At 62.1% G+C, this 14,962-nt stretch carries 13 protein-coding genes; 8 read left to right on the top strand and 5 right to left on the bottom strand.

What is annotated here, in order from left to right; translation table 11 throughout:
- Window positions 1–62 precede the first annotated feature (62 nt).
- The 5 genes from KQ659_RS00960 (at window position 63) to KQ659_RS00940 (ending at window position 6,727) form a co-directional block, all read left to right on the top strand.
- The gene (locus tag KQ659_RS00960) at window positions 63–1,112 is read left to right on the top strand and encodes an amidohydrolase family protein (protein WP_216679214.1); all 1,050 of its coding nucleotides are present in this window, start codon (window positions 63–65) and stop codon (window positions 1,110–1,112) included.
- A gap of 136 nt (window positions 1,113–1,248) precedes the next feature.
- Window positions 1,249–2,742 (top strand): hypothetical protein, encoded by a 1,494-nt coding sequence (locus KQ659_RS00955; RefSeq protein ID WP_216679215.1) that lies wholly within the window; start codon window positions 1,249–1,251, stop codon window positions 2,740–2,742.
- A gap of 208 nt (window positions 2,743–2,950) precedes the next feature.
- Window positions 2,951–4,429: a hypothetical protein gene (locus tag KQ659_RS00950; RefSeq protein ID WP_216679216.1), complete on the top strand. Its 1,479-nt coding sequence runs from the start codon at window positions 2,951–2,953 to the stop codon at window positions 4,427–4,429.
- Between the two features lie 64 nt (window positions 4,430–4,493).
- Window positions 4,494–5,762 (top strand): kynureninase, encoded by a 1,269-nt coding sequence (gene kynU, locus KQ659_RS00945; protein ID WP_216679217.1) that lies wholly within the window; start codon window positions 4,494–4,496, stop codon window positions 5,760–5,762.
- Between the two features lie 266 nt (window positions 5,763–6,028).
- Entirely contained in the window at window positions 6,029–6,727 is a 699-nt protein-coding gene (locus KQ659_RS00940; protein ID WP_216679218.1) for a hypothetical protein, read from the top strand.
- Between the two features lie 10 nt (window positions 6,728–6,737).
- Here the strand turns inward: KQ659_RS00940 and KQ659_RS00935 are convergent, their stop codons facing one another.
- Window positions 6,738–8,378 (bottom strand): glycosyltransferase family 39 protein, encoded by a 1,641-nt coding sequence (locus tag KQ659_RS00935; RefSeq protein ID WP_216690436.1) that lies wholly within the window; start codon window positions 8,376–8,378, stop codon window positions 6,738–6,740.
- Window positions 8,379–8,577: 199 nt separating this feature from the next.
- On the opposite strand from KQ659_RS00935, the gene KQ659_RS00930 reads away from it, so the two are divergent.
- Window positions 8,578–8,967 (top strand): hypothetical protein, encoded by a 390-nt coding sequence (locus KQ659_RS00930; RefSeq protein ID WP_216690437.1) that lies wholly within the window; start codon window positions 8,578–8,580, stop codon window positions 8,965–8,967.
- 129 nt (window positions 8,968–9,096) lie between these two features.
- Here the strand turns inward: KQ659_RS00930 and KQ659_RS00925 are convergent, their stop codons facing one another.
- Window positions 9,097–9,705: a toxin-antitoxin system YwqK family antitoxin gene (locus KQ659_RS00925; protein WP_216679221.1), complete on the bottom strand. Its 609-nt coding sequence runs from the start codon at window positions 9,703–9,705 to the stop codon at window positions 9,097–9,099.
- A 148-nt stretch (window positions 9,706–9,853) separates the two neighbouring features.
- Here KQ659_RS00925 and KQ659_RS00920 point away from each other — a divergent pair, with 148 nt between their 5' ends.
- Window positions 9,854–10,636: a TIGR00266 family protein gene (locus KQ659_RS00920; RefSeq protein ID WP_216679222.1), complete on the top strand. Its 783-nt coding sequence runs from the start codon at window positions 9,854–9,856 to the stop codon at window positions 10,634–10,636.
- Window positions 10,637–10,653: 17 nt separating this feature from the next.
- Here the strand turns inward: KQ659_RS00920 and KQ659_RS00915 are convergent, their stop codons facing one another.
- The 3 genes from KQ659_RS00915 to lptB form a co-directional block, all read right to left on the bottom strand.
- Window positions 10,654–10,887, bottom strand: coding sequence for a hypothetical protein (locus tag KQ659_RS00915; protein ID WP_216679223.1), 234 nt, complete (start codon window positions 10,885–10,887; stop codon window positions 10,654–10,656).
- A 136-nt stretch (window positions 10,888–11,023) separates the two neighbouring features.
- Window positions 11,024–12,574 (bottom strand): GH3 auxin-responsive promoter family protein, encoded by a 1,551-nt coding sequence (locus KQ659_RS00910; RefSeq protein WP_216685584.1) that lies wholly within the window; start codon window positions 12,572–12,574, stop codon window positions 11,024–11,026.
- A gap of 168 nt (window positions 12,575–12,742) precedes the next feature.
- A complete protein-coding gene (gene lptB / locus KQ659_RS00905; protein ID WP_216679225.1) occupies window positions 12,743–13,474 on the bottom strand; it encodes an LPS export ABC transporter ATP-binding protein in 732 nt (243 codons plus the stop codon).
- A 150-nt stretch (window positions 13,475–13,624) separates the two neighbouring features.
- On the opposite strand from lptB, the gene KQ659_RS00900 reads away from it, so the two are divergent.
- Window positions 13,625–14,941, top strand: a complete 1,317-nt coding sequence (locus tag KQ659_RS00900; RefSeq protein WP_216679226.1) for an OmpP1/FadL family transporter — start codon at window positions 13,625–13,627, stop codon at window positions 14,939–14,941.
- Window positions 14,942–14,962: the final 21 nt, after the last annotated feature.

Raw genomic sequence — 14,962 nt, 5'->3', positions numbered from 1 at the left:
AGAGAGGCTTCGGCTGCGCTCAGCATGACGGTCTTTTTCCCCAACCCCTCGCCCGCCCCGCCGTGTTGCCCCACCCTCTCAGCATCGATATCCACACCCACATTCTGCCCGAGCGCTGGCCCGACCTGCACGAGCGGTATGGCTACGGGGGCTTTATCCGGCTCGACCACCACAAGCCCTGCTGCGCCCGCATGATGCAGGACGACAAGTTCTTCCGCGAAGTGCAGGACAACTGCTGGGACCCGCAGGTGCGGATGCGCGAGTACGACCAGTTTGGGGTGCAGGTGCAGGTACTGAGTACGGTGCCCGTCATGTTCAGCTACTGGGCCCAGCCGCTGGACTGCCTCGACCTCAGCCAGTTGCTCAACGACCACATTGCCGACGTGGTGCGGCGCTACCCTACCCGTTTCGTGGGCCTGGGCACCATCCCGATGCAGGCCCCCAACCTGGCCATCCGGGAACTGGAGCGCTGCATGAAAATCGGGCTGGCCGGCGTGCAGATTGGCTCGCATGTGAACGACTGGAACCTGGACGCGCCAGAGTTATTCGAAATTTTCGCCGCCGCCGAGGAGCTGGGTGCCTGCGTATTTGTGCACCCCTGGGACATGATGGCCCAGCAGAAAATGCCCAAATACTGGCTACCCTGGCTGGTGGGCATGCCCGCCGAAAGCACGCTGGCCCTCTGCTCCCTCATATTTGGCGGGGTGCTGGAGCGCCTGCCCAACCTGCGCGTGGCCGTGGCCCACGGCGGGGGCTCGTTTGCCAGCACCATTGGGCGCATCGAGCACGGCTGGCAGGTGCGGCCCGACCTCTGCGCCGTCGACAACCCGCACAACCCGCGCCGGTACCTGGGCAAGTTTTGGGTCGATTCGCTGGTGCACGACCCGCTGATGCTCGACTACCTGATGAAAACCCTGGGGGCCGATAAAATCACGCTCGGCACCGACTACCCGTTTCCGCTGGGCGAGCTGGAGCCGGGCCAGCTCATCAAGTCCATGCCGTTTTCAGACGACATCAAAGCCCGGATGCTGGGCCAGAACGCGCTGGACTGGCTGGGGCTGACGGCCGGGCAGTTTGGGTACTCTTCTCATCCGCTGACGGCCGCGCGGTAAGCGCCTGCCCCCGCCACAAAGTACGTTGCTGAGCGTGGATGCTAACGCCGGGCTCATCTCTGTGTGGTGGCACTTTATTTTGTTACGGATTCCCCTTTCCTGCTGCCCGGCGCAAGCCTTCTATCCTTCCAACCACTTGTCACAAGTCCTCCCCCCTGCCCCCGCCGCGCCCCAACCGGCGCGGGAGCGGGCTGCCGCCTGGTTTGCTCAGCACCCTGCCTGGGGGGCGGTTGTATTGCTCGGCATCCTGTTCGGCATTCACCTGTATACCAACCGATACCACGAAAACCGGTACGATGCCCAGGGCTACTGGGAGCTGGCCAACAAATACTGGAGCACCGGCGGCTTCGAGCTGCTGTCCTTCGATAATATTCTGCGGGGCTATTTATTTCCCCTGATAATTTCTCCCTTCACCCTGCTCACGGCCTACTTTGGCTGGAAGCCGATTAACATCACCCGGGGGTTTGGGCTCGGCACGGCGGTGCTGCTGTTTGGCGTGGTGGGGCCCGGGTTGTGGCGCGCGCTGCGTGGGCCGTTGGCCCCGGCCGTGCCGCTGGGCCGCCGGCTGGTATTTGGCCTGCTGGGCTTTTTGATGTGGCGCGACTATTTCAACTTTGCCCTCACCGATTTTCCGGCGTTGCTGGCCCTGCTGGCGGGCATCTGGGCATTGTTGCGGCACCGGCAGTTGGTTTGGGGCGGCTTATTAGCCGGTATGGCGGTGGGGGCAGCCCTCAACTTTCGGCCCGTATATGCGGCCACCCTGCCCCTCGTGCTGCTATTGAGCGTGTGGCCCCGCGAGCGGCCTACTACTGGCGGCAGGTGGCTCGGGGCATTGCATTGGGTGCGGGGGGGCACTTTCCTGCTCGGCGTTGCCTTGGTGCTGGCTCCCCAACTGCTCATCAATCGGGCGCATTTCGACAGCAATAGCCCGCTGGTGCTCACGGCCCCGCCCGACAGCCCCAACCTGTACCTCTCGCAGGTGCACGGGGGACTGTTCATCCAGAAATACGAAACGACGGTGGGGGTAGACTACCCCACTCCCAGCGTGGTGTTTCGGGATGCCACCGGCGATGCCCTGGCCACCGAGGCCCAGCTGCCGCCCGACATGTCGTTTGCGGACTACTTGGCCATGGCCGGCCACTACCCGGGGCCGCTGCTGGCGCTCTGGCTCCGGCACCTTTTCAACGGGCTCGACCTGCAATACCCAACGCCCTATCCCCAGGCCATATTTGTCAACACCTCTGCCCTGGCCCTCACCAACTACCTGGTGCTCATCACCGGAATATTAGTGCTGGTTCGGCTGGGCTGGCGGCGGCTTACGTGGTCCCGCGGCCCGGCCATTATTGTGTTGCTCATTTTACTGGGGCCGTGCGCCGCTACCTTGCCGGTGGTGATGGAATGCCGGTTTCTGATGCCGCTGCACCTGCTGTTGTGCGCCATGGTTGCCTTTGGGGCTCATCCGCTGCGGCAATGGCGGGCGGCTTCGCTGGGCCGGCGGGCCGCCGGCTTCGCCCTCTACGGGCTGTTGGTGGTGGGTAGTTTTGCGGTTTCGGCCAGTACCCAGCGCCAGCTGGAAGCGAAGCCCCGCCTGCTTTTCAAGTGGCAGGAGCCCGTGCCGGGGTCGTGGTAGGCCATATTTTGTTAGCATCGGCGCGGCCTTTGCTCCGACCTTTACACCCCTGGAGTGGTGGTGATGAACACCCTGACCGTGAACCCACACCTGCTGCTGCTACGGTCGTTTTACCACCCCGCCGGCGCGCGCTACAAAATTCTGATGGAAGGTGGCACGCTCCCGTCGGACCAGTACGCTTGACTTAATGTGAATAATGCCTTTTAGAATGCTACCCAATTCCGCTGCAACCACTTCCCCTTCCCGCATCACTGCCTGGGTCGGCCGCCATCCGGGCTGGCTGGCTTGGCTGGTCCTGACCCTCCTGTTTTCCATTTATTTACTTAGCAGTGAACCGCTACCTATTATCTACGATGCGAAAGAGTACTGGCAGCTAGCCGAGAAATACCGGGCCAACGGAGATTTCCGCTTTCTGGCTTTCGACAGCGTGTTGCGGGGCTACCTTTTTCCACTGCTGCTCTCGGGGTTGGTTTGGCTGCTTCAGCACGTCGCCCTGACCCCGCTCGATTTGACCAGGGCCATGGGGGCAGTTACGGCGGGCCTGCTCTTTGGCGTGGTGATGCCCGGCCTGTGGCGGGCGCTCCAGCCGATGGGCAGCCCACCGGTGCCCCTGGGCCGGCGCCTAATGCTTGGAGCCCTGGGCTTTGCGTTCTGGCGTGGCTACTTCAATTTTCCGCTCAGCGATTTTCCGGCCTTGCTGGCACTGGCCGGCGGCCTGTGGATGGCCGTGCGGAGCCGGTCGGTGGGGAGCGGGCTGCTGGTGGGCCTGTGCGTGGCGGCGGCGGCTAATTTCCGGCCGGTATATGCGGCCACGCTGCCGCTAGTGCTCCTGCTCAGCCTGTGGCCCCAGCCCGGGGCAGCACGGCCCCAATGGCTGGTCTGGTTCCGCGGGCTGGCCGTGGTAGCGGGCATGGCCCTGGTAATGGCTCCCCAAGTAGCCGTCAACCAAGAGCATTTTGGCGTTCGCAGCCCATTTGTGCTCACCGACCGGCCCGGGAAGCCCAGCTTGTATCTTAATCAGCTGGAGTGGGGGCTGCGCTACCAGAAATACGAAACCAGCATAGCCGCCGACTACCCGATTCCGCCCATGGTTTTTGGGAGCAGAGAAGGTTATCAGCTGTGGACAGATAGTGGCCTGAACAGACTAACCACCTATGCGCAGTACGGGCAAATTGCCCAATCGGCCCCGCTCACGGTGGCTTCCATATGGTTGGTTCACTTGTTCAATGGCCTGGATTTACAGTATACCACCCCGTACGTTCAGCGGGTTTATGCTTCTACCTGGGGCCTTGCCTGGTTGAATTACACGGTTTTATTTGGGGGCTTCTGTGTGCTCGCCAGTCGGGTGCGCCGTCGGCCCTGGCGCAGCTATGTGCCCATTGCGCTGGTGTTGGCAGCCTTTCTCGGCCCGTGCCTGGCTACGCTGCCGGTGGCCATGGAATGCCGCTTTCTATTGCCGATACACCTCATTCTTTACGCGGGCTTTGCGTTTGGGGCGCAGCCGCTGGCCTTCTGGCGGCGCAGCGACCTGCGTCAGCACCTGGCCGGCGTGGCCCTGTATGCCACCGTGGTAGTGAGCTGCTTCATCGTATCGACCAATATGCAGCTCAGCCTGGACAAAGCTCCTCGCTACGTTTTCAAATGGCAGCGGCCGGAAGTCGGGCCGCCAAAAGTCGTGACGTGGTAACTCCCTGCCAAACAACGCTATTTTTTGCCCGCCTGCCGTTTCGGCGGCTTATTACCACTCAGTCATGAATCCTTTGGCCCCCTCCACCGCCCACCTCGACGCTGCCGACCCGCTAGCCGCTTTCCGCCAGGAGTTTCACCTGCCGCCCGGCCCCGATGGCCGGCCCTGCGCCTACTTCTGCGGCAACTCGCTGGGGCTGATGCCGAAAGCTGCCCGAGCCGCCGTCGAGCAGGAGTTTGCCACTTGGGAGCGGCTGGGCGTGGAAGGCCATTTTCAGGCCCCCTCGTTCTGGATGCACTTCCACGACACCCTCACCGAGGCCACGGCCCGGCTGGTGGGCGCCCTGCCCCTGGAGGTAGTCGTGATGAACAACCTGAGCGTAAACCTGCACTTGCTACTGGTGTCGTTTTACCGCCCCACGGGCTCGCGCTACAAGATTTTGATGGAAGGCGGCGCATTTCCATCGGACCAGTACGCCATCGAAAGCCAGGCCCGCCTGCACGGCCTCGACCCCGCCGAGGCCATTGTGGAGCTGGTACCGCGCCCCGGCGAGCACACCCTGCGCACAGCAGACATTGAAGCCAAAATCGCGGAGCTGGGCGACTCGCTGGCCACCGTCCTCATCGGCGGGGTGAACTACTACACCGGGCAGGCCTTCGACATGGCCGCCATTGCCCGGGCGGGCCACGCCGTGGGGGCCTACGTGGGCTTCGACCTGGCCCATGCCGCCGGCAACCTGGAACTGCACCTGCACGACTGGGATGTGGATTTTGCCTGCTGGTGCACCTATAAGTACCTCAACTCCGGCCCCGGCGGCACCTCGGGCGTGTTTGTGCACGAGCGGTTTGCCCAGCGGCCCGACCTTGTGCGGCTGGCCGGCTGGTGGGGTCACGATGCCTCGGTGCGCTTCCAGATGAAAAAAGGCTTCCGGCCCATGGCCGGCGCGGCCGGCTGGCAGCTCTCCAACGCCCAGATTTTCCCAATGGCCATTCACCGCGCCAGCCTCGAAATCGTGGACCGGGCCGGGGGCATGGCCGCGCTGCGCCGCAAAAGCGAGCAGCTCACCGCCCGCCTCGAAAGCCTCATCCACGGCCTGGGCCTGCCGGCCAATAAGCTCGAAATCATCACGCCCGCCGACCCGGCCCAGCGCGGCTGCCAGCTCTCGGTGCTGGTGCACGAGCGGGGCCGCGAGCTATTCGATTTCCTGGCCGCCCAGGGCATCATCGCCGACTGGCGCGAACCGAATGTCATCCGCCTGGCACCCGTCCCGCTCTATAATTCGTTTGAGGATGTGGAACGGGTGGGCGCGGCGCTGGCGCGCTTCTTCAGTTAAGCGTTAGGAGTTGTGAGTTGAAACCGCCTTGCTGCCGATGACTGCCAAGCCCCGTTTTCATTCAACGAAGCTGTTTAGAAAGTCCCCGAACGGTCATGCAGCGCGCAGCGAAGCATCTTGCTCGCATCCTCAGGCCCGTTCAACGAGGCGAGCAAGATGCTGCGCTCTGAATGACCGTTTGAGTACCTTTTGTGACTTTCTAAACAACTCCAACAACTCCAGTTTTCAACTCACAACTTTTAACTCACAACTCTTAACTAGAAAAGATGGAAGATTACGCCGCTAAGATGCTGCTCAAAACCGACGTGGCCCTGCGCGAATACGTGACCGGCCATGTCCAGTACCGCGAGGCCGCCGTGCTCGCCGCGCTCGATGAGCTGCGCCGCCGGGGCCAGCCCGCCCCCGAGGAAGCCGCCCTGCGCCCCGCCCTAGAAGCCGGAGCCGCCGCCCAGCGCCCCCTCGACGAAGCCGCCGCCGAAGCTGCGCAAGACCGGACCCGGCCGGCTGAAACCCCCGATGCCATTGAACCCGATGAAACTGCGCCCGCGCTGTATTCGCCGGTGACCATCGTGCTGTTTTCCATTCCATTCACCTTTATAGCAGGCGGCGTGCTACTGGGCCTCAACCTGTGGCGGCTGGGCCGCAAGCAGGCCTTACTGGGGCTGGGGGTCTTCATTGTGACCTATCTGCTGGCCGGGGTGCTGGCCCTGAGCTGGGCCCTGCCCCGCTACGGCCTGAGCCCGTGGTACGGGCCGCTGTTTAACCTGCCCGCTATTCTGGCTTACGTGCTGTGGTTCTGGCCGCGCTACGTGGGGCAGCCGGTGTACCGCAACCGTAGCTGGCTACCGCCGCTACTGCTGTGCTTTGCCCTGGCTTACGGGGCCCAGCACTTCCAATCCTATATGCTGAAGCAGCAGCCCAAGGAAATGCAGCAGGAATTTGAGCGCATGATACCGAAGGAGTAGGGCCGTCGGCTTACCACGGGTGCAGCACCGACAGCGCCGTGACCCCGTAGGGCTTCAGGGTGTATATCTCGCCCCCTAAGCTCGGCGGATACGCCTCGGGATGGGTGCGGTATGCTCCCAGAAAGTAGAGCTGCTTGCCGGCCTCCTGCTCCTGGCCCGGCTGCCACACCCGGAAACGCGCCCGCACCTCGGGCTTCATGATGGCGAGGTTGTTCTCGATAAGGCCACCGTTCTGGCCCATCACGTTGAGCTGAGCAGCGGGGTCGTGCTGCGCCACCCACTCCAGCCCTTGCCGGTACGAGAGCCCCCAATAATCGCGCTCAAACAACCGGTCAACTTCCTCGCCCGGCAGGAAGGAGAAGTACACCTGCTCCTGGGGGTGGGCCTGCACCATGCGCCCAACAGTGTACACCATTTCGAGCCCGGCCAGCCCGGCGGCTCCTACCGCCACCGGCCGCAGCCAGCGCAGCCGCTGCCCCTGCTGCCACAGTGCCCGGGCCCCGCGCAAGGCCACCAGCAGCAGGGCCGGATACACAAAGTACAGATGCCGCCAGCCGTCGTAAATGACCGAGTGCAACGCAATTACCATGATAATGGGAAGCGCAAACCAGCCGATGAACAACACGTCCAGCCGCCCCTCGAAAGTGCGCAGCGTGGCAATGGGGTGCCGCAGCAACGCGTAGCCGGTGGCCACTGAGCCCAGCAGGAAGGCCACGATGTAGGCCACGGGCGTGGTAACGGCAATCCAGACCGGCGCGTAGTGCCACGGCAGGGCCAGCGTCGAAACCCGCTCGCCCAGGTAGATTACCTCCCCGTCCCAGCGAAAACGCTTCATGTTTTCGAGCGAGGTCAGGAAGTTGTCAACCGGGGCCTCCCACAAATAAGGCCAGCCGATGATAACAGCCACCACCACCACCACGCCAAAAACCGGCAGCGCCCGGGCAAATTGCCAGCGCCGAGCCTTGGCATCGTCCCCGAACAGCACTTCCAGGCCCACCATGCCCACGGTGAGCGCAATGAGCAGAATACCCAGAATACGCACGTCGATGGCCGCCGCCGTGGCCACGCCGTGCACCGCCGCGCGGGCCAGCGACGGCCGTTGCAGCAGGCGCACCAGCGTGTAGGCGCCCAACGTAAAAAATGCCAGAAATACAATGTCCTTGCCGTTGTAAAAGGCTTCGGCAAAGAAGCGGGGCGATAATACCAGCAGCGTGCTCAGCAGCAAGCCCAGCCGCCAGCTATTAAAGCGCACGCGCCCAATGTGGTACAAGGCCCAGGTGCCGGCAACAAATACGAGGAACACGGCAAAGTGCCGGAGCAGGTAGTAGGTGCGTGAGTCGCGGATATCAATGAGCTGGTCGACAAAGGCCAACGGCATTTCAAAGAGCACGCCGTGGTCGTTCTCCCGGTAGCCGTGAATGTCGGGCGTGTCGGTAAACGCCGCCTGGTTGCTCGTCCATTCTGGTGCCACGAGCCCCCCCACGTACTTGGCGCTCACCATGCCGTTGGTACGGTCCACGGGCTCATCCCACGATACCCCGTAGTCTTTGTAGCAAAACAGGCCCACCAACAGCAGCAGACCAAAATAAAGCCGTACGTAGAAGGAGCGCTGCCGAGCGGCAAAAAAAGTGCGCAGGGGGAGAGGAAGCATGAGGGCTGACCAGTGGGAAAGGCGGTTTTGGGTAGTACCGGCCAAAAACTTCTCAAAAGTACTTTCGCCAGGACCTAGCCTTCCCACTCGGGCAGCAATTTTACCTGGCGGGCCTGCCTGTTATCGGCCGGGGCTGCCACCCACCGGGGCAGTTTCGCGTACAGTCCTAGAGTACTCCCTGCTTCTGCTCCCTCCCATCATGGCCAAGAAACCCGTCAAACCCAAAAAAGCTGCTACCGACCCCGCCAAAAAGGCCCGCGTGCACAAAGAGCTCGAAGGCTTTGAGATTGGGGTGAACCCACTGGGCGAAATCACCTCCAACTACTCCATCGAGCAGATAAATCAGTTTCTGGGCCGCCACGTGCGCGACAAAAAGCTGGTGGACCGCGCCGGCCAGTTCGGCGAAAAGGCCGGCGATGATGACCCCGAAGATGGAAACTTCCCCATCGAAGACGGCCAGGCCGAGCCCGAAGAGTCGGATGAGGACTTCATCAAGCGCACCAGCCGCGAGGCCAAACGCAAAAAAGCCGTTGGCGACCCCGAAAAGGAAACCGCTGACACCCGCAGCGAACTCCCATCAGAGGAATAGTTTTTAATGTAGGACTTACGCACTTCAAAAGCTGTGTAACCTGAAAATCAACGACTTGCATTCAAGACGCATGTTTGTTATATTGCTGTTTTTCAGATGGTTAGTGTTTCAACTGCGTAAGTCCATTAATCACAGCGTATTGGTAGTGCCGATGCGCAGGCCTTTTTCAAAGGACTCTACTTTGATGAGCTGGCCGTCGGCATAGGTTTCGAGGCGGGTGCGCTTGTTCCGGTCGAAGGTTTCAATCTGCGTGAGCTGGCCGTTCTCGTAGGTTTCGGCGCGGGTGATGTTGCCATCGGCATAGGTCTGCACGGCCGAAATCTGCCCATCGGGCGCGTAGCTCGTCCAGGTGCCGTACCAGTAGAAGCGCGGGACCTGGCCCTTACCGGTTACCCACTGGGCCGGGCCGCGCCGGGCCAGTTGCCCGCCCGGATGCCAGTAGCTCACCTCGCAGTAGCCCTCCTTGCGGTAGGTTTCGGTGCGGTCAAGCTGGCCTGCTGGGTCGTAGTACTGAAAGGTGCGGACCGGTTGGCCGTGGCGGTAGCGCCCGGCGGTATGGGGCCGGTGGCGGCCATCGTCGTAGTAGGTGCGCCAGCGGCCGGTTTCGAGGCCATGCCGGTCGAAGCGGTTGGGCAGCCAAAAGGCCCACGCGGGCGGCGCAAGCGCAAAGCGTGAGCCGACGCAGCCGCTCAGCAAGGCACTGAATACAAGCAATAACGGGAGTCGGAAGGACGTCATCGGCGGAAGAAAAAGGAGCTAACTATAAAGCTAGTTAACAGAAGCCTTTTCAACGCATTTGCAAAAAAATATTGCGCCCGTCGCTATTCATCCCATTGCAAATAGCCCTTCACCTATATCTTTGGCTACCCCAACCATTCCCGCTGCCATGACTTCCCACGACGTTGACTACCGCATCCTCGGCTCCGATATTCAGGTGCTCGAAATTGAGCTCGACCCCAACGAAACCGTCATTGCCGAGGCCGGGGCCATGGTGTACATGGAAGAAGCCATTGCCTTTGAAACCAAGATGGGCGATGGCTCCGAGCCCGACCAGGGCCTGATGGGCAAGCTATTCTCGGCCGGCACGCGCCTCATCACCGGCGAGTCGCTGTTTCTCACGCACTTCACGCACCGGGGTGGCTTTGGCAAGAGTAAAGTGGCCTTTTCGGCTCCCTATCCCGGCACCATCATCGCGGTCGATTTGCGGGAGATGCCCGCCGGCCTCATCGTGCAGAAAGATGGGTTCCTGGCCGCCGCGCGGGGCACCAAAATCAGCCTGCACTTCAACCAGAAACTAGGAGCCGGCCTGTTTGGCGGTGAGGGCTTCATCTTGCAGAAGCTGACCGGCGACGGCAAAGCCTTCGTGCACGCGGGCGGCACCATCATCGAAAAGCGCCTCAACAACGAGCTGCTGCGCGTGGATACCGGCTGCGTGGTGGCCTTCGAGCCGGGCATTGATTTCAGCGTGGCCCGGGCGGGCGGCCTCAAATCCATGATATTTGGTGGCGAAGGGCTACTGCTGGCCACCCTGCGCGGCAGTGGCCGCGTGTGGCTGCAGTCCATGCCCGTCAAAAAGCTCATCCGGGCACTGGCCCCGGGCGGCGGCAATTCCCAAAAAGAAAGCGGCGGCGTATTGGGCGGCCTGTTTAATGGGATGATGGACGAATAGCAGCGGCTTCGGGGCTACTATTGCTGCGCTCCGGTAGTCACGGGCTCGGCGGGGCTCATGGCCCCCTTGAGCATAAATGCCAGGGCCAGGGCCAGCACGAGGGCCACGCCCACGCCTACGCGCACCAAAAATTTAACATCGCTGGATTCATCATGCTTGCGGCGGTCGGTTTCGCGACGCTGCTGGCGGGACTTATAAGGGCGCTTATAAGCTGACTTCTGGGCAGTTGGTAATTCAGTGGTATAGAACATTGGGCGGGAATGCAACGGTAATATTACTGCCTAAATTCCAATATATATCACTATGACTCGACTAAAGTCTAAACAATCTTTACCAAACGCCTATTTGGCTCCACAAATGATGATTAGCAGATTATCAAATTGATTACTACGCCTGTCGTGCGGCTACGCTGGCAGCGCGCAGCACGGCCTCCAGCACCTCGCGCGAGTTGAGCAGGCGCGGCACTTTGTGCTGGCCACCCAGCTTGCCCTGGTGGGCCAGCCACGCCTCGAAGGTGCCGCCGGGCACGGCCCGCACCCTGGGCGGGGCCAGGGCCAAGCTACGGTGACGCTTGGCGGCATAGTCGGAATTGAGCGCGCACAGGGTGGCATCGAGCACGGCCCCAAACCGGGCCAGGTCGGGCACAACGGGCGCGTCGGCAAACTCAATCACCCACTCGTGCCCGCCCCGCGAGGTGGCGCTGTCGGCCGTGAACCAGACCGGAGCGGCCGTAAAATCGCGCACCAGCAGACCGGTGGCGTGGCTGGCGGCGGCTACGGCGGCCTCGGCGGTTTCAATCACCACTTCTTCGCCGAAGGCATTGAGAAAGTGCTTGGTACGGCCAGTAATACGCACCCGGTACGGGGCCAACGAGGTGAATCGCACGGTGTCGCCCACCACGTAGCGCCACAGGCCGGCGTTGGTGCTGATGACCAGGGCATAGGGCCGGTGCAGCTCCACTTCGGCCAGGGGCACGGGGCGTGGGTCGGGCGCGGCCCACTGGTCGGCGGGCAGAAACTCGTAGTAGATACCGTGGTCGAGCAGCAGCAGCAGGTCTTCGCCCTCAGGCTCGTCCTGCAGGGCGAAGTAGCCCTCCGAGGCGTTGTAGATTTCGAGGTAGCGCATGCGCGCATCCGGAATAAGCTGTCGAAAAAGCTCGCGGTACGGCCCAAACGCCACCGCGCCATGCAAAAACAGCCGTAGCTGCGGCCACACCTGGGTAATGTTGTCGGCTCCGGCCAGGGCCACCACGCGGCGTAGCAGCACCACCATCCAGGTGGGCACGCCGGCCAGCACCCGCACATCCTGCCGCAGGGCGTGCCGGGCAATGCGCTCAATCTTCTCTTCCCACTCCTCCAGTAGTGCCAGCTTGAGCGGCGGCGTGCGCAGCCGCTCGGCCCAGCCCGGCAGCTGCGCCATGATGACGGCCGACACGTCGCCCACCCGCGAGGCCGGCTCGTGGGGCCGGAACGGGTTGGGCGCGTGCGCCCCGCCCAACGACAGGGTTTTGCCGGCCAGCAGCCGCTCGCGGGGGTAGAGATGGGTGCTCAGGGCCAGCATATCGCGCCCGGCGCGGTAGTGGCAGTGATAGAGGGCCTCGGCCGTGACGGGGATAAACTTGCTGCGGGCATTAGTGGTGCCGCTGCTCTTGGCAAACCACTGCGGGCGGCCGGGCCACAGCACATCGGGCTGGCCCCGCAGCACCTTTTCCAGCTCCGGATACAGCTGCTCATAGGTGTTGGCGGGCACGCGGCGGGCAAACTCGGCAGGCGTCATTTTCTCGCTAAAGCCGTAGCGCCGGCCCCATTCCGTGCCCTGCGCCCGCCCCAACAGCCCCCGCAGCAGCCGCGCCTGCACCTCATGCGGCTGCTGCCGGATGCGGGCCAGCCGCGGCAGGCTGCTAAGTTGAACGGCGTGGGCGACGAGCTGGTCGAGCATCTTTACTAATGTGGAGATGTGATGATGTGGAAATGCAGGAAAGAGCCTGAATTTGTGGGGGTGGAGCCTGGTTTTAGCCCACAATAGTACCAAGGCCAGCTTTTCTGCCAATCTCGCTTATTTCATTTTCACATTTTCACATCCAGCACCTTCCCACATTTAAAAAAACTACACATTCCGCTTCAGCTCGAAATTCTTGCCCAGGTACACACGGCGCACGGTTTCGTCGCCGGCCAGCTCTTCAGCGGTGCCGGCTTTAAGGAGCTTGCCCTCGAAGAGCAGGTAGGCGCGGTCCACGATGCTGAGGGTGGAGTTCACGTCGTGGTCAGTGATGAGCACGCCGATGTTGCGGTGCTTGAGCTTGGACACGATGCCCTGGATTTCTTCGGTGGCAATGGGGTCGACGCCGGCAAAGGGCTCGTCGAGGAGCACGAATTTGGGGTCTACGGCCAGGGCGCGGGCTATTTCGGTACGGCGCCGCTCGCCCCCGCTCAATACTTTGCCCAGGTTTTTGCGCACATGGGTCAGGCTGAACTCTTCGAGCATTTCCTCCACCTTGGCGAGGCGGGCGTCTTTTTTCATGCTGGTCATTTCGAGCACGGCCATGATGTTTTCCTCCACGCTCAGGTCGCGGAACACGCTGGCTTCCTGGGCCAGGTAGCCCACCCCGAGGCGCGCCCGCTGGTAGATGGGCATAGTCGTTATCTCAGTGTTATCCAAAAAGATACGGCCGGAATTAGGCTTCACCATACCCACCATCATGTAGAAGCAGGTGGTTTTGCCGGCCCCGTTGGGCCCGAGCAGACCCACGATTTCGCCCTGCTCCACGGTCACCGACATGTCGTTGACGACGGTGCGGGCTTTGTATTTTTTAACGAGGTGGTCGGCGCGAAGAATCATGGGCACAAAGGTAGGGGGCAGCGGCAGGGGAGCAGAACCGCCAAACAAACGATTGAACGAAACAAATTATTCGGCTTGCCTAACAAATCCCTTAAAATTTTCCCCTACTTTTAACCCCCACAATCTAACCCACCCTCAATCTCACATTTTATGACGGTTAAAAAACTACTCCTCGCGGGGGGCGCCCTGTTGGTCAGCGCGTCGGCGGCGTCGGCCAGCGGCTTTCAGGTAAACCTTGGCGGACAGAAAAATATCGGTATGGGTGGCGTAGGCGTGGGCTTGTCGCTCGACCAGGCCGCCATGTTCTACAACCCCGGTGCCCTGGCCATGGTGCGCGAAAACGGCGTGCAGGTGGGCTTCAATGCTGCCCTGGCCCGCGTGAGTTTCCGCAGCGACAACAGCACCCCGCAGCGCAATCTCGAGAAGCAGGTGGTGTTTCCGTTCAACTTCTACGCCAGCTTTGGCCCGAAGGACGCGAAGTACAAGTTTGGTATTGCCGCGTACACGCCCTACGGCAGCACGCTGAAATACGCCAGTGACTGGGAAGGCCGCTACGCCCTCACCGAAATCACGCTGCAAGCGATATATGTGCAGCCCACGGCTTCCTACGCCATCACGCCGACGCTGAGCGTGGGCGCGGGCCTCACCATTCTGGCCTACGGCTCGGTGAACCTGCAGAAGGATATTCCGCTGCCCACCGGCACGGGCCACATCACCCTCGACGGTAAAACCAAGACCCAGTTTGGCTACAACGCCGGCATTTTCTTTAAGCCGTCGGAGAAGTTGAGCGTGGGCGTGAGCTACCGCTCGAAAATTGACGCAACCGTAGACAATGGCAGCGTGACCTATTCGGGCCTGCCCGCGGCGGGCAGTGCCAGCGCGGCACTTATCAACCGCAGCTTCACGGCTACCAATTTCACGGCTACGCTGCCGCTGCCGGCCGTGGCCAACATCGGCGTTGGCGTGACGCCGAACGAGAAACTGACCATCGGTCTGGATGCCTCGCTCACGTTCTGGAGCGCTTACCGCACCCTGGACTTTGGCTTCAGCGGCAACAACGGCAACGCCGGCACGGCTACCGATGCTAACACCGGTCTGGTGGGTGGCAGCAGCCTCAGTTCCTCGAAGCGCTACTACCAGGACGCGCTGGCCTTCCGCCTGGGCGGCCAGTACAAAGTGGATGACAAGCTGACCGTACGGGCCGGCGCGAGCTACGACTTCACGGCCGTAAAAGACGGGTACGTGGGCCCCGAAACGCCCGATGCCGACCGCGTAATCCTGACGGCTGGCCTGAGCTACCAGGTAACCGAGCACTTCGGCGTGGATGCGTCCTTCCTGTTCGAGGACTTCCTCAAGCGTACCCAGACCCAGGCCCAGCTGCTCGACAACGGCACCACCGACCGCCTGGCCGGCACCTACAAAACCCAGGTTTACGTGCCCGGCATCGGCCTGCACTACAAGTTTTAATCACTCCCACCCGACTTTAGC

The sequence above is a fragment of the Hymenobacter siberiensis genome, from assembly GCF_018967865.2.
GTDB lineage: Bacteria > Bacteroidota > Bacteroidia > Cytophagales > Hymenobacteraceae > Hymenobacter > Hymenobacter siberiensis.
The sequence above is the reverse complement of the archived record's forward strand: the minus strand, read 5'-3'. Positions and strand labels throughout refer to the sequence as shown.